This is a genomic window from Roseibium sp. R5 (assembly GCF_055755305.1).
In genome coordinates, this window is record NZ_CM146910.1 from 2,664,707 (window position 1) to 2,690,811 (window position 26,105).

At 55.9% G+C, this 26,105-nt stretch carries 28 protein-coding genes and 1 tRNA gene; 17 read left to right on the plus strand and 12 right to left on the minus strand.

Annotated elements, in window-relative coordinates; all coding sequences use genetic code 11:
• Nucleotides 1–391 precede the first annotated feature (391 nt).
• Together AC0J4F_RS12425 and AC0J4F_RS12430 are read left to right on the plus strand one after the other, a co-directional pair.
• The gene (locus tag AC0J4F_RS12425; RefSeq protein WP_133946376.1) at nt 392–1,606 is read left to right on the plus strand and encodes a GTP-binding protein; all 1,215 of its coding nucleotides are present in this window, start codon (nt 392–394) and stop codon (nt 1,604–1,606) included.
• Nucleotides 1,603–2,223 (plus strand): DUF1826 domain-containing protein, encoded by a 621-nt coding sequence (locus tag AC0J4F_RS12430; protein WP_133946378.1) that lies wholly within the window; start codon nt 1,603–1,605, stop codon nt 2,221–2,223. Before AC0J4F_RS12425 ends, AC0J4F_RS12430 begins: the two co-directional genes overlap by 4 nt.
• 56 nt (nt 2,224–2,279) lie before the next feature.
• Here AC0J4F_RS12430 and serA read toward each other — a convergent pair whose 3' ends face one another.
• Nucleotides 2,280–3,524 (minus strand): phosphoglycerate dehydrogenase, encoded by a 1,245-nt coding sequence (gene serA, locus AC0J4F_RS12435; RefSeq protein WP_306149037.1) that lies wholly within the window; start codon nt 3,522–3,524, stop codon nt 2,280–2,282.
• Between the two features lie 371 nt (nt 3,525–3,895).
• On the opposite strand from serA, the gene AC0J4F_RS12440 reads away from it, so the two are divergent.
• Nucleotides 3,896–6,430: an EAL domain-containing protein gene (locus tag AC0J4F_RS12440; protein ID WP_209002112.1), complete on the plus strand. Its 2,535-nt coding sequence runs from the start codon at nt 3,896–3,898 to the stop codon at nt 6,428–6,430.
• 114 nt (nt 6,431–6,544) lie between these two features.
• Here AC0J4F_RS12440 and ilvN read toward each other — a convergent pair whose 3' ends face one another.
• Nucleotides 6,545–7,117, minus strand: a complete 573-nt coding sequence (ilvN, locus tag AC0J4F_RS12445) for an acetolactate synthase small subunit (protein ID WP_008189543.1) — start codon at nt 7,115–7,117, stop codon at nt 6,545–6,547.
• Between the two features lie 27 nt (nt 7,118–7,144).
• Entirely contained in the window at nt 7,145–8,920 is a 1,776-nt protein-coding gene (locus AC0J4F_RS12450) for an acetolactate synthase 3 large subunit (protein ID WP_055672229.1), read from the minus strand.
• A 608-nt stretch (nt 8,921–9,528) separates the two neighbouring features.
• Here AC0J4F_RS12450 and AC0J4F_RS12455 point away from each other — a divergent pair.
• Nucleotides 9,529–9,604, plus strand: a tRNA-Lys gene (locus tag AC0J4F_RS12455).
• 53 nt (nt 9,605–9,657) lie between these two features.
• Here AC0J4F_RS12455 and AC0J4F_RS12460 read toward each other — a convergent pair.
• Entirely contained in the window at nt 9,658–10,182 is a 525-nt protein-coding gene (locus AC0J4F_RS12460) for a flavodoxin domain-containing protein (RefSeq protein WP_166672604.1), read from the minus strand.
• A gap of 246 nt (nt 10,183–10,428) precedes the next feature.
• Between AC0J4F_RS12460 and AC0J4F_RS12465 the strand changes: the two genes are divergently transcribed.
• Nucleotides 10,429–11,436, plus strand: coding sequence for an LLM class flavin-dependent oxidoreductase (locus AC0J4F_RS12465; RefSeq protein WP_473023627.1), 1,008 nt, complete (start codon nt 10,429–10,431; stop codon nt 11,434–11,436).
• 43 nt (nt 11,437–11,479) lie between these two features.
• Here AC0J4F_RS12465 and AC0J4F_RS12470 read toward each other — a convergent pair whose 3' ends face one another.
• Nucleotides 11,480–12,145, minus strand: coding sequence for a hypothetical protein (locus AC0J4F_RS12470; RefSeq protein ID WP_133946386.1), 666 nt, complete (start codon nt 12,143–12,145; stop codon nt 11,480–11,482).
• Between the two features lie 415 nt (nt 12,146–12,560).
• Between AC0J4F_RS12470 and AC0J4F_RS12475 the strand changes: the two genes are divergently transcribed.
• The 11 genes from AC0J4F_RS12475 (at nt 12,561) to AC0J4F_RS12525 (ending at nt 19,201) form a co-directional block, all read left to right on the plus strand.
• Nucleotides 12,561–13,166, plus strand: a complete 606-nt coding sequence (locus AC0J4F_RS12475; protein ID WP_209002121.1) for an RNA polymerase sigma factor — start codon at nt 12,561–12,563, stop codon at nt 13,164–13,166.
• A 77-nt stretch (nt 13,167–13,243) separates the two neighbouring features.
• Entirely contained in the window at nt 13,244–13,474 is a 231-nt protein-coding gene (locus AC0J4F_RS12480; RefSeq protein ID WP_133946388.1) for a RebB family R body protein, read from the plus strand.
• A 36-nt stretch (nt 13,475–13,510) separates the two neighbouring features.
• Entirely contained in the window at nt 13,511–14,152 is a 642-nt protein-coding gene (locus AC0J4F_RS12485) for a hypothetical protein (RefSeq protein WP_133946390.1), read from the plus strand.
• A gap of 31 nt (nt 14,153–14,183) precedes the next feature.
• Nucleotides 14,184–14,474, plus strand: coding sequence for a hypothetical protein (locus tag AC0J4F_RS12490; RefSeq protein ID WP_133946392.1), 291 nt, complete (start codon nt 14,184–14,186; stop codon nt 14,472–14,474).
• Nucleotides 14,471–15,130, plus strand: coding sequence for a hypothetical protein (locus AC0J4F_RS12495; RefSeq protein WP_473023628.1), 660 nt, complete (start codon nt 14,471–14,473; stop codon nt 15,128–15,130). Before AC0J4F_RS12490 ends, AC0J4F_RS12495 begins: the two co-directional genes overlap by 4 nt.
• Nucleotides 15,087–15,857 (plus strand): hypothetical protein, encoded by a 771-nt coding sequence (locus AC0J4F_RS12500; protein WP_133946396.1) that lies wholly within the window; start codon nt 15,087–15,089, stop codon nt 15,855–15,857. The genes AC0J4F_RS12495 and AC0J4F_RS12500 overlap by 44 nt, the downstream gene beginning before the upstream one ends.
• 203 nt (nt 15,858–16,060) lie before the next feature.
• The gene (locus tag AC0J4F_RS12505; protein WP_133946398.1) at nt 16,061–16,390 is read left to right on the plus strand and encodes a RebB family R body protein; all 330 of its coding nucleotides are present in this window, start codon (nt 16,061–16,063) and stop codon (nt 16,388–16,390) included.
• 234 nt (nt 16,391–16,624) lie between these two features.
• Nucleotides 16,625–16,993 (plus strand): RebB family R body protein, encoded by a 369-nt coding sequence (locus tag AC0J4F_RS12510; protein WP_166672605.1) that lies wholly within the window; start codon nt 16,625–16,627, stop codon nt 16,991–16,993.
• A 138-nt stretch (nt 16,994–17,131) separates the two neighbouring features.
• On the plus strand, nt 17,132–17,947 hold the full coding sequence (trhO, locus tag AC0J4F_RS12515; protein WP_133946402.1) for an oxygen-dependent tRNA uridine(34) hydroxylase TrhO: 816 nt from the start codon (nt 17,132–17,134) through the stop codon (nt 17,945–17,947).
• Between the two features lie 99 nt (nt 17,948–18,046).
• Nucleotides 18,047–18,631, plus strand: a complete 585-nt coding sequence (locus AC0J4F_RS12520; RefSeq protein WP_473023629.1) for a hypothetical protein — start codon at nt 18,047–18,049, stop codon at nt 18,629–18,631.
• Nucleotides 18,632–18,865: 234 nt separating this feature from the next.
• On the plus strand, nt 18,866–19,201 hold the full coding sequence (locus AC0J4F_RS12525; RefSeq protein WP_133946405.1) for a hypothetical protein: 336 nt from the start codon (nt 18,866–18,868) through the stop codon (nt 19,199–19,201).
• A 41-nt stretch (nt 19,202–19,242) separates the two neighbouring features.
• Here the strand turns inward: AC0J4F_RS12525 and AC0J4F_RS12530 are convergent, their stop codons facing one another.
• Both AC0J4F_RS12530 and AC0J4F_RS12535 read right to left on the minus strand, forming a co-directional pair.
• The gene (locus AC0J4F_RS12530) at nt 19,243–20,130 is read right to left on the minus strand and encodes an SMP-30/gluconolactonase/LRE family protein (RefSeq protein ID WP_473023630.1); all 888 of its coding nucleotides are present in this window, start codon (nt 20,128–20,130) and stop codon (nt 19,243–19,245) included.
• Between the two features lie 85 nt (nt 20,131–20,215).
• Nucleotides 20,216–20,701: an Lrp/AsnC family transcriptional regulator gene (locus tag AC0J4F_RS12535; protein WP_473023631.1), complete on the minus strand. Its 486-nt coding sequence runs from the start codon at nt 20,699–20,701 to the stop codon at nt 20,216–20,218.
• 184 nt (nt 20,702–20,885) lie between these two features.
• On the opposite strand from AC0J4F_RS12535, the gene ald reads away from it, so the two are divergent.
• Nucleotides 20,886–22,025, plus strand: coding sequence for an alanine dehydrogenase (gene ald / locus AC0J4F_RS12540; protein WP_420340314.1), 1,140 nt, complete (start codon nt 20,886–20,888; stop codon nt 22,023–22,025).
• Between the two features lie 77 nt (nt 22,026–22,102).
• Here ald and AC0J4F_RS12545 read toward each other — a convergent pair whose 3' ends face one another.
• From AC0J4F_RS12545 to AC0J4F_RS12565, 5 genes are all read right to left on the minus strand, one after another.
• Nucleotides 22,103–22,375: a hypothetical protein gene (locus tag AC0J4F_RS12545; protein ID WP_133946413.1), complete on the minus strand. Its 273-nt coding sequence runs from the start codon at nt 22,373–22,375 to the stop codon at nt 22,103–22,105.
• Nucleotides 22,376–22,474: 99 nt separating this feature from the next.
• The gene (locus tag AC0J4F_RS12550) at nt 22,475–22,744 is read right to left on the minus strand and encodes a bacteriocin (protein WP_133946415.1); all 270 of its coding nucleotides are present in this window, start codon (nt 22,742–22,744) and stop codon (nt 22,475–22,477) included.
• 56 nt (nt 22,745–22,800) lie between these two features.
• Entirely contained in the window at nt 22,801–23,070 is a 270-nt protein-coding gene (locus tag AC0J4F_RS12555; protein ID WP_008189470.1) for a membrane lipoprotein lipid attachment site-containing protein, read from the minus strand.
• A 256-nt stretch (nt 23,071–23,326) separates the two neighbouring features.
• Nucleotides 23,327–24,940, minus strand: a complete 1,614-nt coding sequence (gene pgi / locus AC0J4F_RS12560) for a glucose-6-phosphate isomerase (protein WP_473026427.1) — start codon at nt 24,938–24,940, stop codon at nt 23,327–23,329.
• A 165-nt stretch (nt 24,941–25,105) separates the two neighbouring features.
• Entirely contained in the window at nt 25,106–26,050 is a 945-nt protein-coding gene (locus tag AC0J4F_RS12565; RefSeq protein ID WP_473023632.1) for a delta-class carbonic anhydrase, read from the minus strand.
• Nucleotides 26,051–26,105: the final 55 nt, after the last annotated feature.

A 26,105-nucleotide genomic window follows, 5' to 3' on the forward strand; every position in this document is an offset into this window, starting at 1 on the left:
TAAGCGGCCAGCGTTTTTTTATAAATTGACGCCTAACAAGGATTGTATCTTCCCTTAGGCGGAAAACAATAATTCAGCTGAAAATAATCGGACCTCGCCGATAAATTGTGCGAATTTTGAATGTATTTTGGCTGTGACATTCAGGAAATCTTGCCTGTGTTTAACCGCACTTGCGTAAGATGGGAGGTCATTTCTGATCATCAACAGCCCATCTGCTTATCGTCCACACGGCCCAGATCAACAAGCCGGTTTAAACCTTACCACTCTTTTCCAACTATCCAGAGGAAGTACGAGCTCCCTGCGAGTTTTGACTTGCCAGAAATGATCAAGTGTCGTTATGAGGTATGTAACGTAATAACATTACATATTGGCGATACATAATGGAGAGCCCATGTCTGCCATCCGTTTGCCCGTAACGATTCTGTCCGGCTTTCTGGGCGCCGGCAAAACAACCTTGCTGAACCGCGTTCTCAACAACCGCGACGGTCTGAAGGTCGCCGTCATCGTGAACGACATGTCCGAAGTGAACATCGACGCGGATTTGGTGCGGTCCGGCGGTGCGGAACTCAGCCATACTGATGAGACACTGGTCGAAATGTCGAATGGCTGCATCTGCTGCACCCTTCGTGACGACCTCTTGAAGGAAGTGCGCCGGATCGCCGAAGAGCGCCGGTTCGATTATCTGCTGATTGAATCGACCGGCATTTCGGAGCCGTTGCCAGTGGCGGCAACCTTTGATTTCCGGGATGAGGAGGGGGAGAGCCTCTCCGACGTTGCGCGGATCGACACGATGGTCACTGTTGTCGATGCGGTGAACCTTCTGAAGGACTTCTCCAGCCATGATTTCCTGAGTGACCGGGGCGAGACGCTGGGAGAAGAAGACGAGCGGACCCTCGTGCATCTCCTCACCGATCAGATCGAGTTTGCCGATGTCGTGGTGCTCAACAAAGTGAGCGCAGCGAATGCAGGCCAAGTGGACGCCGCCCGCAAGATTATTCGCAGTCTCAATGCGGACGCGCGCATCATTGAGACCGACTATTCCGTTGTGGAGCCTTCCGAAATCCTGAACACGGGGCTGTTCGATTTCGAAAAGGCTCATGAGCACCCGATGTGGGCCAAGGAGCTTTACGGATTTGCGGACCATGTTCCGGAAACGGAGGAGTATGGGGTTGCCTCTTATGTCTACCGCGCCCGCCGGCCATTTGATCCTGCCAAAATCCACGCGCTATTGAACGGATCTTTGCCGGGTGTTATCCGCGCCAAGGGACATTTCTGGATCGCAAGCCGCCCGGATTACGTACTGGAGTTTTCGCTCGCTGGCGCGCTGTCCAGCATCAGCCCGCTTGGTACCTGGTGGGCCTCTGTTCCGCCGTCGCAATGGCCGCAGGACGAGCGCGTTCAGGCCTATGCCCGGTCCCACTGGTCTGAGCCATTCGGTGACCGCCGGCAGGAAATCGTGATTATCGGCGCAGGTATCGACTGGCCCGCATTGAGGGAGCGGATGGATGCGTGCCTGATCCCGCCGGAGGCCGGGAACGACTTGTCGGCTTTTGCATCCCTTGCCGACCCATTCCCGCCCTTTCAACGCCGGGAGGCTGCCGAATGAGCCTTGCACTTGAAACTTCAGCAGGTCCAGTTGCAGCCGACGTCTTCATGGGGCGGGATGCGGATATCCTGACCGAAATTGCATCGCCAGGTGTTGCGGCTGCGATTTGGCAGCGCACACCGGAGCCGGGTTTCCAGTCGTGGATGGATGATCTTGATATGGACCGGTTGCCGGACCTTCGAACCGTTGTTCCGGTTCATCTGGCCGAAGCGGCCGTGATCACCGCGTGTGAAACATCAGGTCTCGACGCAGTTCCAAACCGTGATGTTCTGGCGAGCGATATTGGCGCCCTTGCGGTCATGATGGCCAAGATCCTTGACGTTGATCACGTCCGGCTGCGGTTGGATGTCGCCGATGAGGTGATGTGTCCGAAGTTTCACATCGACCGGGTGCCAGCACGTTTGCTGTGCACCTATCGCGGAGCGGGGACCGAATATGTTCCCTTGGGCTTTAAAGCGGACCCCAAGCGCATCCGGCGGGTGAAACGCGGTGCTGCTGCTTTGTTTCGCGGCGCGCTCTGGAATACTGATGAGGCCACCGGCATCCTGCACCGCTCGCCGGAGGTCACACCGGAAGATGGTCCGCGATTGCTGCTGGTCATCGATCCCGTTGCTTGAATGCAAAGCCCCGCAAGTGCGGGGCTTCTAATGTCTGCGTGAGATGCTCTTTCGGCTCAAACCCGGTTGAGCAGGCGGGCCCGGATGGTGTTTGGCAAGGCCCGGATTTCTTCCAGGATCTTGACCGGATCCTGAACCGGGCTGTCGACATCGAGCACCACATAACCAATGTCCAGATGCGACTGCATGTACTGGGCATGGATGTTGAGGTCGTGCCGCGTGAAGAGATCGTTCAATGTGCGCATCGCGCCGGGCGCATTGTGGTGCACCTGAATGAAGCGGGTCGCATCCGTGCCCTTTGGCAGCTGAACCTGCGGAAAGGACACTGCGCCGATCGTAGAGCCAACGTCGGAGTATTCCACCAGGCGCTTGGAGACTTCCTCACCGATGCGAGCCTGAGCCTCTTCGGTTGAGCCGCCGACATGCGGGGTCAGGATCACGTTGTCGAGACCGCGCAGAGGCGAGATGAACTCGTCCTTGTTGGACTTCGGCTCAACCGGGAAGACATCCACCGCAGCGCCGGCCAAGTGTCCGGATTTCAGGGCTGCTGCAAGCGCATCAATGTCGACGACCTTGCCGCGGGCATTGTTGATCAGGAACGCGCCCTTTTTCATCTTGGCGATCTGATCTGCGCCGAACATGTCCCGGGTGCCCGGCGTGTCGGGCACGTGCAGTGAGACGACGTCGGATTCAGCGAGGAGCGCGTCCATGCTGTCGGCCGGCATGACGTTGCCGTGCTGCAGCTTGTCGATGGTATCGTAATAGATCACCCGCAGGCCCATCGCTTCTGCGAGATTGGACAGCTGCGTGCCGATGTTGCCGTAGCCGATGATGCCGAGGGTCTTGCCGCGCACCTCATGAGAGCCAGCAGCCGTCTTCATCCAGCGGCCTTCGTGAGCGCCGCTCGATTTCGGGAAGACACCGCGCATCAACATGACGATTTCGGCAATTGTCAGCTCAGCCACGGACCGTGTGTTGGAAAACGGTGCGTTGAAGACCGGGATGCCTCGGGTCAGGGTGCCACCGAGATCGACCTGGTTGGTGCCAACAGAAAAACAGCCGACGGCGACCAGCGACTTTGCCGCTTCCAGAACCTCTTCAGTTACTTGTGTACGGGAGCGGATGCCGAGCATCTGCACGTCCTGCATCTTCTCGATCAGGGCGTCCTTTTCCAGCGCGCCGGACAGGACTTCCACATTCGTGTAACCGTTTTTTTCCAAAATCGCGTGCGCGGTCGGCGAGATGCCTTCCAGCAGCAGCCAGCGGATCTGGTTCTTCGGCCGGGACAGACCGTGGATCATGGGCCTAGAGCCTCTATTCTTGACAGGTGTATCAGCTGCGGCAGGTGCGCCGCAAAAACGCCGGTGTCGTATACGCGCAGATCCGTGTCGCGTCTAGGTCGCGATGGCACAAATGGGTCCTCAAGCGCTCTTCGAGCTGTGCGTTTTGAAGATGAATCAGTCTCTCAATTTGATCGGCACCTTCCGTAGAAGAGATCCTGGTCATTGCCGTTCGTTGGATGTTATGATTTTTTGCACCTGCGGTATGGTTATATTTTACAATATTAAGTATATTTTTCTGGAAAGATCTGGATTTTTGTTTACTTCCATTCATTCTTGACTAACGGGTGTTTCATAAAACAAAAGAGATGCTTCCAAAGGCGAGTGCTGGATTGGAATTACTCAAAAAATCGTTTCTTGATCTGACAGCCGATGCTGTTGCTGCCTGCCAATCAGGGCCGGACGGCAAGGTCTTGCAAGTCGTCTACACCAATCATGCATTTGATGTGTTGTTCGGAGCCCGGAGAGACAGGACTTTCGAGAACACATTTCCATTTGCAGGCGTTCATAGGCAGCTTCTCCAGTGCCCATCCGAAAAAGTCCAAGAAACGGCGGAGCTGGCTAACGAGGATGGCTCCCGGATTTGTGTGAGTGCCTCTGGTTTTACGTATCAAGATGAAGCCACAGGTGAGCTTTACAGCTGTGTGACTTACAGGGACATCTCTGGCGCATTGGTTGCGGACAAAGCGACGGAGCGCAGCCCTGCGATTGATAGTCCGGATGAAGATCTGGCGGCGCTTAAAGATGCACATCAGCGGATCTTGAGCGCGCTCAATGCCTATCCGGATCCGATCGTCATCTACGATTCTAATTTGAAGCTTGTCTACCGCAACAACGGCTATGCAGCCTCTGTAACCGATACACCGGACGAGCTAATTGAGGGAATGCATCTCAAAGAGGTGCTGCGCCTTGCAATACAGCATGGACGATATCCAGTTGCGGTTGGCCGGGAAGATGAATGGATCAATGAAATCCTGTCTCCAAATACGCTGGAGATGCCGGCGCAGGACGTGGAGCTGGATGGGGATGTTCACCATCGCCTTTTGCGATCACGCGCGCCAAACGGCGACTACGTCGTTATCCGATTGAACTCGACAGAACTTGTTCGTGAAAAAAGGGCTGCCGAAGAGGCGCAAGCCCGGTTGATTGCCGCACTGAATGCTTATCCGGCACCGTTTGTTATCTACGATGCGGATGATTGCCTTGTGGTATGCAATGATGCGTACCGGGCATCGATGTCGAATGACCCGGCGGACCTGAAAGCCGGAATGCATCGCACCGAAGTTGCCCGGGTCGCGATCCGCGCAGGCAAGATCGCCAACGCAATAGGCCGGGAAGAGGAGTGGATGTCCGACAAGCACCAGGACCAGGAAATGGATAAACCGGTGCAGGACTTGGAATTGCCGGGTGATGTGCATCATCGCTTGTTGCGGTCACGGGTTGAAAACGGTGACTTGGTCATCTTGCGGATCGATACGACCGAGCTGGTCCGTCAGCGCCGGGCGCTCGAGAGGAATTCTGAAGAACTGAAGAAGGCCAATGCCGAAATTACCCACATGGCGCTTCACGATGATCTGACCGGCCTGGGCAATCGCAGATACCTGGCGAAAACGCTGGAGGAATTCATAGAGCGGCGTCAGTTTGTTGGCGGCGAAATCGCGGCGCTTCATATCGATCTGGACCGGTTCAAACAGATCAACGATACGATGGGCCATCGGGCTGGTGACGATGTGCTGGTCGAGGCGGCGAACCGTATCCGGCTTGTTTTGGAACCTGGCGAGGCTGTTGCCCGGATCGGCGGAGACGAGTTTGTCGTCTTGGCTCCATTGTCAAATAACTTGGACCGGCCGGGCGATCTCGCCAAAACGCTTTTGAAGGCTTTGTCGCGACCTGTACGCACCCACGACAAGGAGTGCCGGGTCGGAGCTTCGATCGGGATCGCCGAGACACCGCTTTCTGACGTTGAAAATCTCCTCACCAACTCTGATGTGGCGCTTTACAAGGCGAAACATCGTGGCCGTGGGCGTATTGAGATTTATGACCGCTCGGATCTGGAGGACGTCCGCCAGGCGAAAGCGCTTGCAGATGATATTCTGCGTGCGATCGAGGAGAAGGAATTCGAGCCTTACTACCAGCCGCAAGTGGAAGCAAAATCCGGCCAGATCGTCGGAATTGAAGTTCTGGCCCGGTGGCGTCATCCTGAGAAGGGAATTCTTGCGCCGGGAGATTTCCTACCCATTGCCACAGACCTCAGTGTCGCGGGCGAAATCGATCAGCAGATGTTTGAGAAGGCGATTGATCAATGCCGCAGTTTGCCCGTTGCAGCGTTAGGCTCCATCGGGTTGTCGTTCAATGTCAGTGAAGACAGGGTCAATCTGACAGACCTTGAGGATCTTCGACGGCGAATTCAGGCCTATCCAGGGCAGATAAGTTTTGAGCTGCTTGAGACGATCTTTTTGGAAGAACAGGATGATGCGTTCTTGCAGCGGCTGGATGAGCTTCGCAACATGGGGATTTCAATAGAAGTCGATGATTTTGGCAGTGGCCGGGCATCGGTGGTCGCGCTGCAGCGGATCAACCCGGACCGGCTCAAGATTGACCGCCGTTTGGCGCCCCTGGTGACAGCCGGAAGCGGTGGATTGCGTTTGCTGCGCTCGATCATCGAGATTGCGCAGGCACTGGAGCTTGGCGTCACTGCTGAAGGTGTCGAGACCAAGGAAGAGGCAGATCTTCTCTCCAAGCTCGGCTGCGATCGTCTTCAGGGCTACTATTTTGCGAAACCAATGCCGTTTTCCGACTTGGTCGCTCTCCTTGAGGCGCAGCGAGACGATCCGGATGTCATGACAGGTCTTCCGGTCGCGAGATAGTTTCTGAGAAACTTGGCGTTTTGAACCAGCCTGACGGATTTGGATGAGACGCAGCCAAATAAAAAGGCCCCGGCGCAGTCACCGGGGCCAATGTTTTTTTCCGAAGAACTCTTTTTAGAGGCCCTCTGATCCCCGCTGAACAGCAGCGACACCGGTGCGGGAGACCTCGACCAGTCCAAGCGGTTTCATGATCGAGATGAACTGCTCGATCTTGGATGTCCGGCCGGTGATTTCAAAAACGAAATGTTCGGTCGTTGCATCAATGACCGTTGCCTTGAATGCATCTGCCAAACGCAGAGCTTCCAAGCGCTTGTCTCCGTCGCCGACAACCTTGATCAGTGCGAGTTCGCGCTCCAGCGGTTTGTCCTGGTTGAGCCGGCGGGCCCGAACGGTCAGGTCGGTGACACGGTGCACAGGCACAAGGCGGTCAAGCTGATGGCGGATTTGCTCGATAATCATCGGTGTACCGGTCGTCACGATCGTGATCCGGGACAAGTGTTTCTCGTGCTCTGTTTCTGACACGGTCAGGCTGTCGATGTTGTAACCGCGCCCGGAAAACAGGCCGATCACGCGGGCAAGCACGCCCGGTTCGTTGTCAACGATCAGCGATAGGGTATGGGTTTCGATTTCATTGCTGACTTCGGCCAGGAAATAGGCGGAAGGTGCATTGACGTTTTGTGCGTTCATCTTCTCAAAAATCCTTGTGACCTGGCCTTAAACGAGGGATTTGCCTTCAGCGGAAATCGCGTTGGCAACGGCCTCGTCATTGGCCTCGTCCGGAAGCAGCATTTCGTTGTGAGCTTTGCCCGACGGGATCATCGGGAAGCAGTTGGCGAGTGCCGCAACCCGGCAGTCAAACAGAACCGGTCTGTCGACTGCGATCATCTCCTCGATGGCACCGTCCAGATCACCCGGTTTTTCCACCCGGAAACCAACCCCGCCATAGGCCTCGGCCAGCTTGACGAAATCCGGCAGGCTTTCCGTATAGGAATGAGACAGGCGATTGCCATGCAGGAGCTGCTGCCACTGGCGGACCATGCCCATGTACTGGTTATTCAGGATGAACACCTTTACCGGCAACCGGTATTGAACAGCCGTAGACATCTCCTGGATATTCATCAGGATCGATGCATCACCTGCGATATCGACACACAAGGCGTCGCGGTGTGCGACTTGCGCGCCGATCGCAGCTGGCAAGCCATAGCCCATGGTTCCGAGGCCGCCCGACGTCAGCCAGCGGTTCGGCTCTTCAAAGCCATAGAACTGCGCCGCCCACATCTGGTGCTGACCGACTTCCGTTGAGACGAAGGTCTTACGGTGCTTGGTCAGCTCATACAGCCGCTGAATGGCGTATTGCGGCATGATGACATCGCTGTTTGGCTTGTAGGCAAGAGAATTGCGTGCACGCCAGGTATCGATCTGCGACCACCAGTCTTTCATCGCTGCCGCATCTGCCTTCATGGATGAAGACCGCCAGATCCGGACCAGATCCTCCAGAACATGGCCGACGTCGCCAATGATCGGCAGGTCGGCGTTGATGGTCTTGTTGATGGAAGACGGGTCGATGTCGATATGGATTTTCTTGGAGCCCGGCGAGAACGCGTCGGTCCGGCCGGTGATCCGGTCGTCAAAACGAGCACCGATGTTGATCATCAGATCGCAATCATGCATCGCCATGTTGGCTTCGTAGGTTCCATGCATTCCGAGCATGCCCAGCCAGTTGTCACCGGAAGCCGGATAGGCGCCGAGACCCATCAGGGTTGAGGTGATCGGGAAGCCGGTCAGGGACACAAGCTCGCGCAACAGCTGTGTGGCTTGCGGGCCGGAGTTGATGACACCGCCGCCCGTGTAAAGGATCGGCCGCTTGGCCGCTGCCATCATTTCGGCTGCCATCCGGATCGACGCTGCGTCGCCCTTGACCTGCGGCCGGTAACTCTTGTGGGCTGCAGCCGGGTTCGGGGTCGGCCCCTGATAGGTGCCGGTTGCGAACTGGACGTCTTTCGGAATGTCGACAACGACCGGGCCAGGACGGCCGGAGGTTGCGACATAAAAGGCCTCATGCAGGATGCGTGGCAGGTCGTCGACATTGCGGACCAGCCAGTTGTGCTTGGTGCAGGGGCGGGTGATGCCGACCGTATCGCACTCCTGGAAAGCGTCGTTGCCGATCAAGTGGGTCGGAACCTGGCCGGAGATGCAGACCAGCGGAATGCTGTCCAGCATGGCGTCCGTAAGGGCGGTGACCATGTTGGTCGCGCCGGGGCCGGATGTGACCAGGGCAACGCCGGGTTTGCCGGTCGAGCGCGCATAACCTTCCGCAGCATGGCCAGCCCCTTGTTCATGGCGCACCAGAATGTGCTCAAGGCCGTCCTGCTGAATGATCTCGTCATAGATGGGAAGCACAGCACCACCCGGGTAGCCGAAGATTGTGTCAACTCCCTGGTCCTTCAGCGCCTGGATAACCATTTCAGCGCCGGTCATTTCCCGTGTCATTCGTCTCACGTCCTTGCATGTTCGCCTGATGGGTCAGGCTATTGGCTCTCAAGTTTGGTTTTGGCCCTGTTGCTGCGGCATCAAAGTCCGGAAGAAGAAGCGTTTCAGGCGGCGGATACAAAAAAAGGCCCCTGAGGGAGCCTTGGTCGCGCGCCAATATGCCGGTCGGGGTTATCCCGCCAGGGCGCGCTTTTCCACCACTACTAGAATGAGCGACATCATCATGTCGTTCCGGTCCTTTGATGCTGCAGGTCTTTGATAACAAGACCGTTTGGAAGAAGGTGCGGCGTTCCCACGAGTTGAGCTACATTCAGCTAACGCACAAACCGGCTCTTCCGGCCCGATTTGATGCGCCGCACCCTAGTGAGACCGGGGGGAGGGGTCAAGCCAAAAATTCATTTGTTGCGCATAAGATCGGCAATGTTTTTGAAAATTTCCAACATCCAGTGGTCAGGCCAGCGCGCAGTTGGGGTATCGCGTGGCTGAACCGAAGCTGTGGAAACGGCTGAGCGGCGTGACAAAAAAGTGTCACAGAGCCATTGCAGCCGGATGGTGGCGACTATATATCCCCGCAATCGGCGAAGGCCCTTGGGCATCGCCACAGCGTTGGGTGTGTAGCTCAGTTGGTAGAGCAGCTGACTCTTAATCAGCGGGTCTGGGGTTCGAGCCCCCACTCACCCACCAATTTCCTTCTATAATGGCTGAAACAGATTGCGTTGGTTCAACCTGTTGTCGCGTCAAGTGGCGGTGAGTTCAGCTGTTTTTTGCTTCAATGCATCCCAGTCTGTGAATTCGCGCGTGTCTTGAAGATCTTCATCAACATGAGCCGCCAGATCCCCTTCCAGCAAGGCCGATTTTTGAAACCAGTCGTAGATCCCCGGTTTGATTGCGCCGGCGGTCAGGAGCGTATGCGTCGGCTGCCATTCTGTGGCCTCCAGGAAGGCGTCGACATATCCTTGGGCTTCGCTCTGGGTGTCTGGAAATGCTGCTGCAAGGCTCACGGACACAAGTAGACTTGGCAGTTTGTTTAACCGTTCCCGGTTTGCGTAAACGAAAAGCTGAAGATCTGGTTGGTGCTTTCCAGAGTGTACAGACCCTGCGACGATCACGTGGTCATAGTCTGTGATTGCGAGCCCGTCAGAAACATCGCTGACATTGTGGAACCGGACCTGGTGACCAGCATTGGTCAGTATTCCGGCCATGAATTTGGCAATCTTGTTTGTTTGCCCCTCGGTGCTTGCATAGACAATCAGAAAGTTCATAGTTGCCCCCATCGCTGTCACTCGATGATGTAACGCTAGCACAGCGGGGTTCTGCCGTTCGTCCGCATTTTCACGTGCTTTTTTGATGCCCGGTTGCGGCAAATCGCCTTACTTAAATGCGACAGCTCTTGCATGCTGGGTCAGGATTTATGTGCGGCAGAAATCAGCTGGTGTCAGCTAAAAATGCGGTCGTGAGGCTTGTATGGGTGTGTTTGAGTGAACAGCTGCCAGACAAAGGAGCCGCTCATGCATAAGTTTTCTCTGCTCGATCTGTCGCCCATCCCGGAGGGTAAAACGGCAGCTGATGCGCTCCGCAATTCGGTTGAGCTCGCCCAGCTGGCGGAGGCCAAAGGGTATCACAGGTTCTGGCTGGCCGAGCACCACAACATGCCTGGGATCGCCAGTGCGGCGACCGCTGTTGTGGTCGGGCATGTGGCGGGGGCGACCAGCACCATCCGGGTTGGTGCCGGTGGGATTATGCTGCCCAATCATGCGCCGCTGGTCGTTGCAGAACAGTTCGGCACGCTGGCAAGCCTTTATCCGGGCCGGATAGATCTGGGCTTGGGGAGGGCGCCTGGCACGGATATGGCAACGGCGCGCGCCTTGCGGCGGCATATGGCGCCGGACGACACCTTTCCCCAGGACGTTCAGGAACTGATGGCCTATTTCGCAGATGAGGCTGAAAGTGGACCTGTCCGAGCCATTCCAGGCGCGGGCACTCATGTTCCGGTCTGGATCCTCGGCTCTAGCCTTTATGGGGCTCAGCTGGCAGCGCACTATGGTTTGCCTTATGCGTTCGCCTCACACTTCGCACCAGACATGCTCGATGACGCGCTTTCGATCTACCGGGCCCAGTTCCAGCCGTCGCGATATCTGGATCAGCCTTATGCGGTGATGGCTGCTGGTGTGTGTGCGGCGGCAAGCGATGAAGAGGCGCAGTATCTGCGGTCCTCGCAATATCTTGCATTTGCACGCCTAAGGAGCGGGCGGCCAGGCAAACTCCCGTATCCGGTCGAGGATTTGTCTTCAGAAATTCCGGCGCCCGTTCTTGCGCAGGTGAAGCATGCGCTGTCTTGTTCTGCCACGGGGTCACCGGAGACGGTCCATGTTCAGATTCGGCATCTGCTGGATCGGTATAAGCCAGATGAGTTGATGGTCACCGGCATGCTCCATGATCACAAGGCGCGTCTCCGGTCCTTTGAAATTGCGGGCGCCGTCTTGCGGGATTTACAGGTGAAACCGCAAGCCGCTTAAGGAGAAGGTTCTAAAGGGCGGACGGTTTTGCGCCCCGCAGTAGCTAGTTTCCTAGCTTCGGAGCTGAACTTTTCACGCGGTCTGAAGTTTCATGAATCTGAAGGACCCGGATCAGGCTGAAAACCCTTTCAAATCCGGATGAGGACTTGAATTTCAGCACAAGGCGCTGCTGGGTGATATTCGGGACCTTCGGTCCAAGGAGCGGTCCTGTTCTTTGAATGTCGAAGGACGGCTCTCCCGCAATTGCTATATGATAGGCATCCGTTGCAGCCGCCACGTATTTTTCCGGCAATACATCCACCACCGGACGGTTGTTTGCGATCGCGGCTGGAAACATCCTGCGGAACGTGCTGTCGCGCCCGGCAAAGGTCAATTCAGGGACTTTGCCTGCATCGGCTTCAGGCAAGGTGAGAATGAACTTTGAGGAAAGTTTCGTCAGACGGTCATCGTTTTGAATGACGCCTTTGTTCTCGTGCCAGAGATTGAAAAGATACTTTTCCTCATCGCCGGCCAGGCCACTTTCGACGGCTTCGATTGGCATTGGCTTGATGAAATAAGGTTCATTGCCGCACAACAGCAATTGATCTCTTGGAGGCAAAAGCCTGTTCTGCTCAGCAGCAACGGCAACAATATCATCATGGGCTGCTTTTGCCAGAAAGGCCTGTTGTTCTTCCGACAGGTGGCTTGTTCGATTGTGTGAGAAAAGCAACTGACAATAAAAGTCCAAAAGATAAAGGCAATCACATTTGGCCGCGATGTGGAACAATTGCAAAAACGAAGGTTCATTCGGGGGTGGCCGGTCTGGATACATTGCCTGTTTCTCTCATTCGTAATCCGCGTTTTGCTGATTACGTTGCTGTCCCTACAATGCCCAGCGTCATCGCCTAATTCGTCAATCTCTATTTAAGGTTGTGTATTTGGTTGTGCTGCGGTGTTCGTATGTTAAACTGCATAATGAAACTCACATAGCTTAATGCAATGAAAACATGGTGTTGGTGGCGATATTATGTTTTGAAGTAATCCTTTTCCGAAAAAATCGCAAAAAGAAGATCACAAGAAAAAATTCCTAGCGTCCTTGGGTTGTGTGAACAAAACGGGTTCAAAGTGCGAAACGGAGACGCCGTATGACAGGCCAGAACGCACAGGTGCTGAGGTGGAATGGTCCAGCGCAAAGCCTTTGGATGAGCTGGATAGACGATGGTCAGGTGCTGCGCCGCAGAGCTCTACGCCTGACGCGCGGAGATCGGGAGGCTGCTGAGGATTTGTTGTCGGCGACTTTGATTAAGGCGGTCAGCCACGTTGAGCGGCACCATACGGCTATTCGTGAACCGCGGGCTTTCCTGCTGTTTGCCATGAAGAACGAATATATCAGCCGCTTGCGTAAAGAGACGTCCGAACGCCAGGTTCGGGATTTTGGCGCTGACATCTATCAGGATCACAAAGCTGACCTTGCAGACAGGCAGCCGGACCAAGAGAACACTTTGCGGCATCAGGATGCTTTGCGGGCTGTTTTGACGGCAGTCGATGCGCTGACACCGGAGTTCAAGCGCATATTTCGCCTGAGGTTTTGCGAAGAGTGTACCTACAAGGAAATTGCCGTGACCATGGCCATTTCGGAACCGCTTGCCCGCAAGCGTGTCCAGCATCTGCGTCAACATTTGCGCGAGGCCGTCGGAGAAGACACTGCGCCCGGCAAACAAACCCGCCCGGTGTCACAGGCGGTGCAATGAAGCGTCCACTCTCCTGACGGCTCGTACCGGATACACAGGCCGATTGGATCGCGATCAACACGGAACTGGATGAAGAGATGGCTGACATAGTCAATGCACAAATCACGGATGCGGTGACACAAACCAACGTCAAAGTTGTCGCCGAGGCCCCTGCCCAGGCGATCGCCAGCCTTTATCAGGTGGCAAGCCACGCTTCCGGTTTGTCCATCCAGAACGCAGTCCATAGTCAACAGGCCATGAACCAGATCACCACCGCGGTGGTTTCCAAGGCGTGCCAGCTGATCATGGATATCGGCGAATCCGGCTAACGGTCGTGAGAGGCGTCAATCAGGGAGTAACCAGTGATGTTTGGCGCGCTCAAGTCATTGATGGGCAAAGGCAAGCCGGTTTCGAAACCGGCGGAACCGGCAACAGAGGCCAATGCCGCCGTTCCGGGATTATCACGCGATGCAAACGGTCACCTTAAACCTGCGGCGCAAAAGGACACACAGGCCATGACAGCTTCTAAGAATGGCAACGGCGAAAAGCCTGATAACGGCGCGCCAAGCGGAGCCGGTCCCGGAAAAGGCAATGACACCGGGGGGCAGACTAATCCGCAACCTACTCAGACTGCGCCCACTGCGCCGACCACCAGTGCGCTCAATCAGCAAGCCGTTCAAGCTGCCGAGTTTTCCAACTATGAAAACGCCGAGTATGCACCGACCATGGTGTCGACACCGCCTGAGCTGATGGTTGGCCAGACAACCGGCCTCGCGGTTCAAGACGCTGCAAATTACATGAATGCAATCATGCAGATTGCGGTGGCGGCACAGGCGGTTGCGATCAAGAAAGCGGCCGAGAATCCGCCGCTTGCCGGCGAGGAAATCCCGCTTTTGACCGACATCCAGCAAATGGTGACGCAGGCAGTGGGTGTTTATGGAAGCGTAAGTACGACAGCAGGAACCTCGTCCAAAACGGTGATCTCTGATTTCAAAACGGGGTCATAGTATTGCGGGCTGAACCAACAGGAGGCAGCCAATGTTTGCATATCATCAAGTGCGCCCGTGGGCGTCAATTCCGGCCGTCGCGAAGGAAACTACTCTCTGGCCCATGAACCCGCCCCGATCTCTTGCGGGTGATGATGACGAAACCCGGGGGCGGGATGAAACAGGTAGCGACAAAAGCGTTCCGGGAGACGATAGCGAGCGAGGGAAGCTTCCAAAGGTTCGGAAGGAAAAAACGATTTCAGAAGCGTTTGAAGACCTGAGCGCGGAAGAAAAGGAGACGGTCAACCGCCTGTTGGACCGCATGACCGGGAGAAAGAAATGACCGCACATCTCATAACCGCTTATCACGAGATTGATGACCTTATTCTTGAGTGTCTTGTGAACTGGGCCGAAGTTGCCGAACAGGTTCGCGGCAGCTTTACGGAACCGGAAGTCCATATCGAGTTTGCCCAACGATCCAGCTACCTGGTTGAGGCCCGGGCATCCGTGGAAGCAGCTCTGCGGGCGCTGGAAGGTATCAATGATCCGATTGCACCTGAGGCAGTTGCCAGCATTCGGGTAGGCGATCCGGCAAATGGATGGTCGCAAAAACATGGCCGGTGCGGCTGTGTGGATCCAGGGTTTCCGGGCGACGCCAATCACAGTCTTCCAGCGGATGTGTCCAGTTCGCGGCCGGACCGCCCACAGCGCCCTCAAGAGCATTGCCGAGGTCAAATCCGCGACTGGAACCGGGATATCCTTGCATGCAGGTACGGGAAGAAGGCGGGAGCCGATAGCGCCGATTGGACGGAACCAAAGTCGGGACCATTGAGGGCGCGGCGGATTGCGTCCATCCGCGAGCAGATGGTTTCCAGATTGCAGGACCGTGAGCCCCCACTACCCGAATGGGAACAACAACCGTCAGAGCCGAGCGATGAGATAAAGGAGCCGGAAAATGGTCCGCAAACCAAGTCCAGCCGCCCCCGCAGGCGCGGGTGATCCAAAGGCCTCCGCCCAAGGCGCCAAAGGCACGCAGGAGGCTGCGGCAGCCGATACGCCAACGCAGAAAACTGGGCCTGCCGACGGAACCAGTGGTCAAGCAGCTGATGCTGAACAAACTGCATCAAACGCAGCTTCTGGTGAGGCAGGTAGTACAGGTCAACAAAACGCCGCTCCCGGATCAGCTACAGGCACTGGCACTGGCTCTGGCCGAAGAAGCAGCGGAGGCTCAGACCTCCTCAAGGAAATTCTTGAGAGTTTCCTGAAGACCTCGACTTTGCAGTCCGACTACCAATCCCTCTACAGGTCATTGCCGACAGTTGTCGGGATCGCAGCCGAAATTTTGAAGAAAAAGGAAGCCGGGGATGCTGCGCTGGATGAAGGGATGCAAGCGGTAGAACGCGTCCTGACCGATGCGCGGGACAAGGCAGAGCAACTTTCCAATACCATGTCCGCACAACAGGCTGCCCTTGAAAAACTTCTCAATGACAAGGCCTCCCTCACTGAGCTTTTGAAAGCCAGTCAGCAAAAAAAGGGGGAGGCGTTCCAGGGAGTGCCGCAATTCGGGCCAGGCGCAGCAGCACTGGCTGATCCAAAGGTTGCTTATCAGCTCAACACATTGATGGGGAATATCAACTCGATGGTTGCCAGAGAGGTTGAGCGCCAGATCGCGGGCCTCCGGTCTCAAGCGAATGCGGGCCAGCAACAAAACAGACCAAAACCATAATCTGGATTGCATGAGGATTGTATGAGCCCGCCCGCCATCGTCGGCGGGCTTTTCGTTGAGCGGGATTTTTTGGGTCCGAATTGCTGTTTTTCTATTTTTATCAATCAGATAAGTCAGGTTTGCTTTCACACACAAGATTTGCGGGCGTCTAACCAAGTGCCGATAGCCGAACGTGAACCGGCTCAGCTCAAGGAGTAGCAAATATGGCAGATCCCGTAACAGTGAACCCGATGGTCACGGACGCCGTGACCCAATCCAACGTCAAGGTGGTTGGTGAATCCCCGGCCATGGCCATCAGCACTTTGTACCAGTCGATGGCACACTCAACCGGCATTTTGTTCGAAAATGCGGTGGCCGCACAACAGCAGCAAAACATTCTGGCGCAAGCTGCGGTGAACCAGGGCGTCATGCAGATCTACAGCATGGATACCATGGCTGGTGCAGGTGCAACCGAGAAGGTTGGCCAGACCGGCGTTGCCGACAACCTCACCGGTCTTATGACGGTCCTTCAGGCGTTCAGTGGCGGCCGGTAAGCCAAAATCCGCTTTATAAGCCATTGGCTCTGTTCCAGTTTCTGGAACGGAGCCATTACGTATGCGTGGAGCAATAAAGAATTAACAACTATAGGTTGATACTTTCTGCAGCCTCATCCCGGTAACCCTGATGAATATTGGGCGCATCCAAAAGAGTGGATCCATCGGGATAAGGCGTTGAGGGCAGGTGAAGCCCCTCCAGACCGGATGATCCGGCAAGTGAAGGAAGATATCATGCCAAGCAAATCTCAAGCGCAGCCGGAGCAATCGGCTGATGCGCCTCTAAATACCCTTGAATCTGACATGGAGACCCTGGCCAAGATCGGCGAGGCGGCAAGTCTCAATGATCTCGTTCTCGGACTGTCGCCCGCTGTCGCAGTGGCCAGCCTGTATGTTTCCAACGCAAACTCGCTTAGCATCTTGTATGAAAATGCGGTGGCGACGCAGCAACAGCAGACCCAACTGGCCCAAAGCGCATTGAAAGCCGGCATCGCGCAGCTGCACAAGGTCACCGAAAGCAGCAGCGCTGCTGCCGCGGCCGCTGAAAACCCGGATCAGAATCTCCTGGACCTTTTGAAGGCTGTAAAAACTGCGGTTCAATGACCGCCAACGGCGGCCTTGACGGGTGTTTGTGAAGGGTCCGAGAAACTGCGGACTTTTCAGGCAGGGGGCTGTCGCTGTATAGAGGGCGCCAAACGGGCCTGGCCCGATGGCGCCTTTCAAACAAAAAGACAAAGCCCCATGAACGACTTTCTTGTCGCAGCCCTTTATTATTTTACGCCGCTCGATGATTTCGAGGAGATGCGGGATCCGCTCAAAACGTTCTGCGTCTCTCAAGATGTGCGCGGCAGCATTCTGCTCGCGTCCGAAGGCATCAACGGCACCATTTGCGGTCCTGAAACGGGTGTACGTGCTGTCCTTGAATACTTGCGGTCCGATCCGCGTCTCGCAGAGCTCACGCACAAAGAGTCCTGGACACACCGCCATGTTTTCAAACGCATGAAAGTGCGATTGAAGCAGGAAATCGTCCGGCTTGCGGTCGACAACATAGATCCGAACGAAGTCGTGGGCGAGTACGTCAACCCTGAAGACTGGAATGCGCTGATTTCAGAGCCGGGTGTGGTCGTTATCGATACGCGGAACGATTACGAGTATGCGTTCGGAACGTTCGAAGGGGCGGTCAATCCGGAAACCCAGTCTTTCCGGGAATTTCCGGACTGGGTGCACGATCAGGAAAATCTGAAAACCAAGCCAAAGGTTGCCATGTTCTGCACCGGTGGGATCCGCTGCGAGAAAGCAACGGCCTGGATGCTCAAGAACGGCTTTGAGGACGTCTACCACCTGGAAGGCGGCATTTTGAACTATCTGGAGAAAGTGCCGGAAGACAAAAGTCTTTGGAAGGGCGAGTGCTTTGTGTTCGATGACCGTGTTTCGGTCGATCATAAACTGGAGCCACGGTGGGGTGAATGGGTGCCGGAAGAAGCACGGCATATCATCAATGAAGACACCGATTACGAGAAAGGGCCGGCGCAACAGGACCTTCCAAAGACAGGCTGAAGAAAAGTTAACAGCTGTTAACTTTTTGCTTTTCCCCCAAGTGAAGCTTCCCTACTGTCATGGGGCAGGCGCTACCTTGCGCCAGACTGGGGGAATGTTATGCGTCGCACCTTCTGGAGCGCGGTTACCGCGCTCGTGTTTTGCCCACTCGCGCTAAATGCCGCAATAGCGGGCGGGTATGCATCGTCTTGCTATGAACAGGCCGTTGTGCCCGCCGTGTACAAGACGGTCAATGAGCGTGTTCTGGTTCAAGCCGCCAGCAGTTATGTGGTTCAGCAACCTGCAAAGTATGCGTATCAAACCCGCCGTGTGCTTGTTCAGCCGGAGCGCGTCACGTATCGCACCAGTCCTGCCGTCTACCAGACACAGCATCACAAGGTGCAAGTGAAGCCGACGTCTAGTGGCTGGGAGTACCGCACGATCAAAGGCCGCCGGATCTTGTGCAAGGTGCACTATCCAGCTGTGTATCAGACGGCATCGCAGCGCGTACTGGTGAAGCCGGCTTCAAAAGTCGCGGTACGACATCCTGCCGTTTACAGCCACGTGAAGGAAAAGGTGCTGATACAACCGGCAACCTCACACCGTGTACAAAAGCCAGCCGTCTATCGGACTGTGAGCCGGAATGTGTTGGTGCAACCGGCTCGCACGGTATGGCAACCGATCAGGGCAAAAGGCTGCCGCTAGGGGCTATATAGGGCTAAGCCGCGGCCGGCGGCAGAAGTCAGTATCTCCAAGACGCTTTAACTCTTTCTCCGCCAATTTGGAAAGAGCGGGTTAAGCATGGATCATTGCAATTTGCCATGCATTGGAGGCGTCGCAGGAAAGCCTTAAGTAGAATTCGGAGAATTGCTTTCTCTCAAACAAGATTTTTCCTAGGGTGAAGTCGTCTTTTCAGTCACTTCAAGACAGGGAAACAGTATGCGGTATCCAATCAGCGTCAAAGTGATGGTCTTGGCAGCGGCCGTTCTGGGGGCTGGGCCAGCATTTGGCAGCAGCATGACAAAGGCCTGCTACGAGAAAGTTCACCAGCCTGCGGTCTATAAAAACATCAAACGCACCATCATGACCCATCGGGCCCACACACGTTGGGAATACCAAACCATCAACGGACGGCAGGTGCTTTGCAAAGTGCACAGGCCCGCAGTCTATCAGACCGTTGTTCAAAACACGCTCATACAGCCGGCACGGACGGTTTTGAAACGCGTGAGCGCTCGCGACTGCACCCGAAACGCTCGGATCTACAGCAATTTTTGATGCTGCTTCAAGGGCCCAAGCCCGGTTCTTGAATTCCGGTTCTATTGAGCGGTTTTGAAGCGATAGGTCTTCAAGCCAGTCTGACCGTGGCCTTCGATCAGGAATAACCCGCCGGACAGTGTATCCGGTTCGACGGAGGTCGGATCGGACGGCTGCTTGATGCTGGTAACGATCAGATGATCAAGGTCTGGCCCACAAAAGCAGGGCATGGTCGGCCGTTGCACGGGCATCTTGATCGCCTCCAGCAATTCTCCGTTCGGTGCAAAACAATTGACCACGCCGGACGAAACCCCGCCACTCCAGTAATTGCCGCTAGCATCGACCGTTGCGCCATCCGGCCGACCCGTGGCGTTGGTTTGCTGCGCGAACAACATTTTCGCGCCCAAAGAGCCGGTTGCCGCATCAAAGGCATAGCACTCGATCCATCCAGGTGACGTGTCGGAGTGGTACATGTAGTCGCCCTCCGGCGTCCAGGCGAGGCCATTCGAGCACTGCAGTTCGTCCCGGATTTCCGCAACCTCACCACTGCTGTCGACGCGGTAGAGACCGGCGATCGGTTCCCGCGGGGAGCTTGTGTCCATTGTACCCACCCAGAAAGCACCGTCCGGGCCAACCTTCCCGTCGTTCAACCGCGTCTGAGGTATGTTGGCTTCGACCTCGGCCAAAACCTCTTGAGTACCGGTTTGAGGATCGAACAGAACCACTTTGTCCCAGACACTAACAATCAGCCGACCATCATCGCACAGGCCGAAGGACCCGACTTCGTTGTCGAATTGCCATGTGGTGATGGCGCGTGTGTCCCAATCCATCGATTGAATGCTGCGCCCTTGGATATCGGCCCAAAGCAGCCTGTTGGTGCGCTCGTCCCAGGTTGGACATTCAGCAAGTTGGTAAGTCGTATCAAGAAAACGGGTAATCGTGTGGGACACCAGACGGGGTTCCTGTAAAGCCTCTAAGAAGGGTCGCGACTATAGCGGGCAAGAACCGGAACGTCGATAGCCTCACATACGCGGCCTATCGGTCTGCTACGTCCGCTGTTTCGGATAAGGGGAGCGCTGTGCGTTTGACGATCGGGCGGATGGCAAAGGATGATTTCATACGCAACACGCCCGGGAGTTGCGACAGGTGATCCCTGTGAATGCGCTCAAAATCAATCGGGTCCGCTGCAGTCAGGCGCAGGATGTAATCAGCATCACCCGCCATCAGGAAACACTCCATGATCTCTTCAGAGCGGGCAACGGCCCGTTCAAAACTCTCCAGTGTTTCTTTGGATTGGCCAGTCAGTGAGATTTCAACGAACACGTCCATCCGCCGGCCAAGTTTTCGCTGGTCGAGCAGAGCAACATAGCTGTCGATGACACCGGCTTCTTCCAGCGCCCGCATGCGACGCAGGCAGGCAGAGGGTGACAAACCGATTTTTTCGGCAAGGTCCGCATTTGCGATCCGCCCATCGCGTTGCAGGACGTTCAATATCTTACGGTCAAGTCTGTCGAGGATCATGATGTTGCGCTGCACATAATTCGATTGATTTTTATATTAATACCATAAAGTTCGATGTTGAGTTGAATGTACGCAATTAAATTGCACAAACACCATTTCAGGAGGCCTTGAACGCAAGCACCTGCGTCTTTCTCAGTGGTATTATCAAAAACAATAAACAAGCCGCACCAGAGGAGACGGAACCATGCGGATTGGCGTACCTAAGGAAATCAAAAACAACGAATTTCGGGTCGGTCTGACACCGGACAGCGTTCATGAGATGACAGCTCATGGTCATGAGGTTTTTGTAGAAACGAACGCTGGTGCCGGGATCGGCGCCAGCGATGCCGACTATGAAGCCAGCGGCGCCAAAATCCTCGCAACCGCTCAGGAAATCTTCGACGCTGCCGAAATGATCATCAAGGTGAAGGAGCCGCAGGCTGTTGAGCGCGCCATGCTGCGCCCGCACCATATCCTGTTCACCTATCTGCATCTCGCGCCCGATGCGGCTCAGACGGCTGATCTGGTGAAGTCCGGGGCAACCTGTATTGCCTACGAAACTGTCGTGGATTCCAAAGGCGGCCTGCCGCTTCTGGTTCCGATGTCTCAAGTTGCCGGCCGGCTGTCTGTCACCGCTGGTGCGAAATGCCTTGAGAAGATCAACGGCGGCTCCGGTGTCCTCGTTGGTGGTGTTCCGGGTGTTGAGCCTGCCAAGGTCGTTGTAATTGGCGGCGGCGTTGTCGGTTCGCATGCCATCACCATGGCGTTGGGCCTCGGTGCGGATGTAACTGTTCTGGACCGCAATACGCAGGTTCTGTCCAACCTGTCGCAGACCTTCGGTTCCGCGCTCAAAACCGTCTACTCAACCAAAGCAGCCCTGGAAAAGCAGGTTCTTGCCGCTGACATCGTCGTTGGCGCCGTTCTGGTCGCAGGTGCTGCTGCGCCGAAGCTGGTAACTGCCGAGATGATCAGCAAGATGAAGCCAGGCTCTGTCGTTGTCGACGTTGCGATCGACCAGGGTGGCTGTTTTGAAACATCCAAGGCGACCACGCACTCAGAGCCGACCTACATCGTTGATGAGGTTGTTCACTACTGCGTTGCCAACATGCCAGGCGCAGTCCCACGGACTTCGACCTATGCGCTGAACAATGCCACGCTGCCATTCGCTCTGGCACTTGCCGACAAGGGTGCGAAGAAAGCGTTGCTGGATGATGCAAACTTTCTTCCGGGTTTGAACGTTCATCAGGGCAAAATCACCTGCGAAGCTGTGGCGACCGCGCTGGGATATGACTATGTCGATCCGGAAAGCGCCTTGAATTCAGTTGCTGCAAGCCAAGCGGCTTAAGCTGGTTCGAAGCACTCAAAAAGAAAGGGCCATCCCAATTGGGCTGGCCTTTTTTGTTTTTGTCGATGGTGCCGTTTTCAGGGGCAGGGGACTGTATAGGGTGTGCCTTCCGGGTCGCGCGCAATGCAGCTGCGTGGAGATGTCACGACGCCAATCAAACCACCGCCAATTGCACCCAAGGCTGCTCCGGCAAAGGCTGCGCCGCCGGTTGATCCCGCAGCAGCACCAATCGTCGCCCCTGTTGCCGCTCCCAGACCTGCGCCGATCAGCATTCTATCCCGCTGGCTTTCCGTGTTGACGCATCCAGCAAGCAAAAGGGTCAGCGATAGCAGGGCAATGGCGGACTTCATCCCGGGCGTTCCTTCGGTAAACAGGTTCGCCTAGGGTGAAAGGGCGATGGTTAACCAATTCTTAACGAGGCCGGTTATCCAACGCCCAGTGCAGCCGTACTACGGGCAAACGACCCGGTACGGGTTGCCGTACTGGTCGTAGGCAACACAGTTTTTCGGCGCTGTCGCCGCACCGACAACGGCACCGCCAGCGCCACCAATTGCAGCACCTGCAAGCGCTGCACCCGCACCGCCGCCTGTCGCCGCGCCGATTACTGCGCCGGTCGCTGCACCCAGACCGCCGCCGACGAGGGCACGATCCGTCTGGCTGCTGGACTGGCAGCCGGCAAGGAGGGCAGCGGTTGCTGCAACCAAGAAGAGTTTTTTCATCGTCTATTTCTCATTTGTTCAGTGCACTGCATGTTCGTGGCCGGACATGCTTAGAGTTACGGGCAAGCCACCCGATATGGATTGCCGTAGCGGTCATACGCTACGCAATTTTTCGGCGTTGTTGCGCCGCCAACAATCGCGCCGCCTGCGCCGCCGATTGCTGCGCCAACAAGTGCGCCGCCGACATCGCCCGTGGCTGCTGCGCCAATTGCAGCGCCGGTAGCGGCGCCAAGACCGCCGCCGACGAGTGCGCGATCGCGCGAACTGTCAGATTGGCACCCGGCCAGGGCAAGGGTGATGCCTGCGAGCAATACAAGCTTTTTCAAAACCGAGATCTCCTCATTATAAGGACGCCTGCCGGCACCTCTCTTTTCGCTCCACAATGGCGAATCACGGAGCGTAAATCAATGAACACAGCGTAAGTTGGTTTTGCCAAACCGGCAATCGCCACATAAGTCGTGGTTGTAGTCATGCCCTAAGGAGTTCGCAAAGCAACACGTTCGGCTGTTGACGCACAAAGACCTGTGCCGTGAGGCGAAAGTATGGCGTTGTGAGCCTGCCTCCGCCCAGTTCACCAATTCGTCAGGCGTCTGCGCTTGCTGACTGCAAAGCGGCAAGCAACCCTTTTGTTGAGGAGTCTTTTGTCACAGGTTCAGCTTCGCCCTTGACCATCGGCAACAGAGCCGTTGCCAACTCCTTGCCCAATTCCACACCCCACTGATCGAAGGAGTTTATGCCCCAGATCACGCCTTCGACAAAGACACGGTGCTCATAAAGGGCAATCAACCGGCCGAGCGCAAACGGCGTCAGTTCGTCATAGACGAGTGTCAGTGACGGCCGGTCGCCCGGAAAAACCTTATGTGGCGCCAAGCGTGCCACTTCATCGTCATCGAGGCCTGCGGATGAGAGTTGCGCTGCGGCCTCTTCAAGTGTTCGGCCAAGCATCAATGCCTCGGACTGGGCCAGGCAATTGGAGATCAATAGCTCGTGCTGATGCGTCAGGTCGTCTTCATGACCTCGTGCCGCGATCAGGAACTCGCATGGGATTACGGTCGTGCCCTGATGAAGCAGCTGATAAAAGGCGTGCTGACCGTTGGTGCCGGGTTCTCCCCAAACGAGCGGGCCGGTGTCAGTGTCGACCAATGTGCCGTCCACTTTGACGCGCTTGCCGTTGGATTCCATGTCAAGCTGCTGCAAGTAGGCGGGAAGCCGGGCGAGGCGCTGATCGTACGGAAGAACGGCACGCGCGCCATAACCCAAAACGTTGCGATGCCAAATCCCGATCAGGGCCATCAGAACGGGAAGGTTCTCTTCCATCGGTGCATCCTGGAAATGCACATCCATCACATATGCGCCTTCCAGAAATTCGTTGAAGGCGTCCGGCCCGATTGCGATCATTAACGGAAGGCCAATGGCCGACCAGATGGAATATCGGCCGCCAACCCAGTCCCAGAAACCGAAAACGCGCTTTTCGTCGATCCCGAAGGCTTCAACCTTGTCGAGGGCTGTTGAGACGGCAGCGAAATGCGCACCAACAGCTTCTTCACCCAGAGCATCTGCGATCCATTTGCGCGCCGTCTGCGCGTTGGTCATCGTTTCAACCGTGGTGAATGTCTTGGACGCCACGATGATCAGGGTTGAGGCTGGATCCAGCTTCTTCAGCGTGTCGGCAATATGCGCACCGTCGACATTGGAAACGTAGTGGAGCTCCGGCCCATCATGATAAGGCGCGAGCGCCAAAGTGGTCATTGCAGGGCCAAGGTCCGACCCGCCAATGCCGATGTTGACGACATCGGTGAATGCGGTTCCGGCTGAAGATGTTAGGTCCCCGGATCTTACAGCCTCCGAGAAATCAGCCATCGCATCAAGGACCGCGCGAATGTCTGGCGTCACATCTTCGCCGTCGACCAGAACCGGATCGGTGGACTGGTTGCGCAGGGCCGTGTGCAGGACGGCGCGGTGTTCGGTGGCGTTGATCTTTTCACCCGAAAACATTGCAGTCCGTTTTACGTCGACTTCCGCCTCGCGCGCGACTTGCAGCAACAGCTCCAGGGTCTTGGCATCCAGTTTGATTTTCGAATAATCGAGCAGAAGATCGTCACAGCGTGCGGAAAACTTCGCAAACCGGTCAGGGTCTTCTTGAAACATGTTTCGAAGAGAGGTCGCGGACAGGTTTTCGGCTTGCTGCGCGAGCATGGTGAAGGTCGTTTCGAGCGTCACGCGGCTCTCCTTAAATCGATTTAGGCCCCGTATTTCTGGGCAATTTGAATGTCGCTGCTTCAGATAGCACAGCTGCCAGGATCCTGAAAGATACGATTGCCGGAAGTGGCTGCCGGCCAGCAACTGGCCGGCGAGCAAAGGTCAATTGATCGGCGCAAGCAGTTCTTCGGCGGTCACCAATTGGCGGACACCATGAGAATGATCTTCCTGAAAAATGTTTCCCGCTTCTGCCCAGGCGTTCAGGGAATTGATGTCGACCTTGGCGCATTGTGGGCGGACGCTCCAAGTTACCTGGAACGGCGAGCATTTTGCCTGAGTGTAGCTGGGGCCCGTCGTTGAACCAATAAAGGTGACAGGAGACCCTGTGCCGGTGGGCAGCGCTTTTGGCTGATGGAGGCCGTTGACGATGTTGTCCTGGTAAGCGAAGTCCATGAAATTCAGGGCGTTTGAATCATTGACGACTAGGAATGTTTGGGCTTCTACACGCAGTTGCGGATTTACGCAGGAGTCGCTTAGACAGGAGCCGAGACCTTTTCCCGGTGATACGTCGCAAGAGGAAAAGACCCAGTGAACTTCAATTGTGTCGCCTGGTTTAACGCCATGAAAGGCTTCGGACTCTGGTGCCGTAAGCTCGGCTTCGGTCAACGTGTCAGTTTCGTTGCAGCGATATCCCCCATGGTCGCTGTCGTCGACAAAAACTGAGAAACCCGGTCCCTTGTGCTCAGCATTCGTATGGGTATGCAAATTACACAGGTTGAGTGTTGCTGCTTCCGCCGCAAAAGCGACCGTGGCGGTATTTGTGCCCGCCGTGTTTGAGATATCGCGCGGCGTTTGCGGGCCATATCCCTGACACAGGTTCTCTGCATTCGCCGCGACGGGAACCGTAAGAAGAGCCAAGGCTGCAATCGGAGCCATAAAATACGCTGTCATATTCGTCTCCATCTGTATTGGATGAAAATACGCCAGTTCATTGGACGGAGTGAGGTCTTCGGCAACCTGAATTCCTAGAAGATGGGATGTACTTTCATTCCGGGCCGAACTCTGGTGTGGGGGAGTTTCTGCAAGTCCAAACGGGTCGGCGGCCACGAACCTCAGGGTAAGTGCCAATTGCCTTTGAGATCAAGCACCTAAAATTGAAGAT

Bases quoted from the DNA above. Each gene is read 5' to 3' on its own strand.
- AC0J4F_RS12425 (WP_133946376.1), top strand. From the start codon at position 392: ATGTCTGCCATCCGTTTGCCCGTAACGATTCTGTCCGGCTTTCTGGGC.
- AC0J4F_RS12430 (WP_133946378.1), top strand. From the start codon at position 1,603: ATGAGCCTTGCACTTGAAACTTCAGCAGGTCCAGTTGCAGCCGACGTC.
- serA (WP_306149037.1), bottom strand. From the start codon at position 3,524: ATGATCCACGGTCTGTCCCGGCCGAAGAACCAGATCCGCTGGCTGCTG.
- ilvN (WP_008189543.1), bottom strand. From the start codon at position 7,117: ATGAACGCACAAAACGTCAATGCACCTTCCGCCTATTTCCTGGCCGAA.
- AC0J4F_RS12450 (WP_055672229.1), bottom strand. From the start codon at position 8,920: ATGACACGGGAAATGACCGGCGCTGAAATGGTTATCCAGGCGCTGAAG.
- AC0J4F_RS12460 (WP_166672604.1), bottom strand. From the start codon at position 10,182: ATGAACTTTCTGATTGTCTATGCAAGCACCGAGGGGCAAACAAACAAG.
- AC0J4F_RS12465 (WP_473023627.1), top strand. From the start codon at position 10,429: ATGCATAAGTTTTCTCTGCTCGATCTGTCGCCCATCCCGGAGGGTAAA.
- AC0J4F_RS12475 (WP_209002121.1), top strand. From the start codon at position 12,561: ATGACAGGCCAGAACGCACAGGTGCTGAGGTGGAATGGTCCAGCGCAA.
- AC0J4F_RS12480 (WP_133946388.1), top strand. From the start codon at position 13,244: ATGGCTGACATAGTCAATGCACAAATCACGGATGCGGTGACACAAACC.
- AC0J4F_RS12485 (WP_133946390.1), top strand. From the start codon at position 13,511: ATGTTTGGCGCGCTCAAGTCATTGATGGGCAAAGGCAAGCCGGTTTCG.
- AC0J4F_RS12490 (WP_133946392.1), top strand. From the start codon at position 14,184: ATGTTTGCATATCATCAAGTGCGCCCGTGGGCGTCAATTCCGGCCGTC.
- AC0J4F_RS12495 (WP_473023628.1), top strand. From the start codon at position 14,471: ATGACCGCACATCTCATAACCGCTTATCACGAGATTGATGACCTTATT.
- AC0J4F_RS12500 (WP_133946396.1), top strand. From the start codon at position 15,087: ATGGTCCGCAAACCAAGTCCAGCCGCCCCCGCAGGCGCGGGTGATCCA.
- AC0J4F_RS12505 (WP_133946398.1), top strand. From the start codon at position 16,061: ATGGCAGATCCCGTAACAGTGAACCCGATGGTCACGGACGCCGTGACC.
- AC0J4F_RS12510 (WP_166672605.1), top strand. From the start codon at position 16,625: ATGCCAAGCAAATCTCAAGCGCAGCCGGAGCAATCGGCTGATGCGCCT.
- trhO (WP_133946402.1), top strand. From the start codon at position 17,132: ATGAACGACTTTCTTGTCGCAGCCCTTTATTATTTTACGCCGCTCGAT.
- AC0J4F_RS12520 (WP_473023629.1), top strand. From the start codon at position 18,047: ATGCGTCGCACCTTCTGGAGCGCGGTTACCGCGCTCGTGTTTTGCCCA.
- AC0J4F_RS12525 (WP_133946405.1), top strand. From the start codon at position 18,866: ATGCGGTATCCAATCAGCGTCAAAGTGATGGTCTTGGCAGCGGCCGTT.
- AC0J4F_RS12535 (WP_473023631.1), bottom strand. From the start codon at position 20,701: ATGATCCTCGACAGACTTGACCGTAAGATATTGAACGTCCTGCAACGC.
- ald (WP_420340314.1), top strand. From the start codon at position 20,886: ATGCGGATTGGCGTACCTAAGGAAATCAAAAACAACGAATTTCGGGTC.
- AC0J4F_RS12545 (WP_133946413.1), bottom strand. From the start codon at position 22,375: ATGAAGTCCGCCATTGCCCTGCTATCGCTGACCCTTTTGCTTGCTGGA.
- AC0J4F_RS12550 (WP_133946415.1), bottom strand. From the start codon at position 22,744: ATGAAAAAACTCTTCTTGGTTGCAGCAACCGCTGCCCTCCTTGCCGGC.
- pgi (WP_473026427.1), bottom strand. From the start codon at position 24,940: ATGCTCGCGCAGCAAGCCGAAAACCTGTCCGCGACCTCTCTTCGAAAC.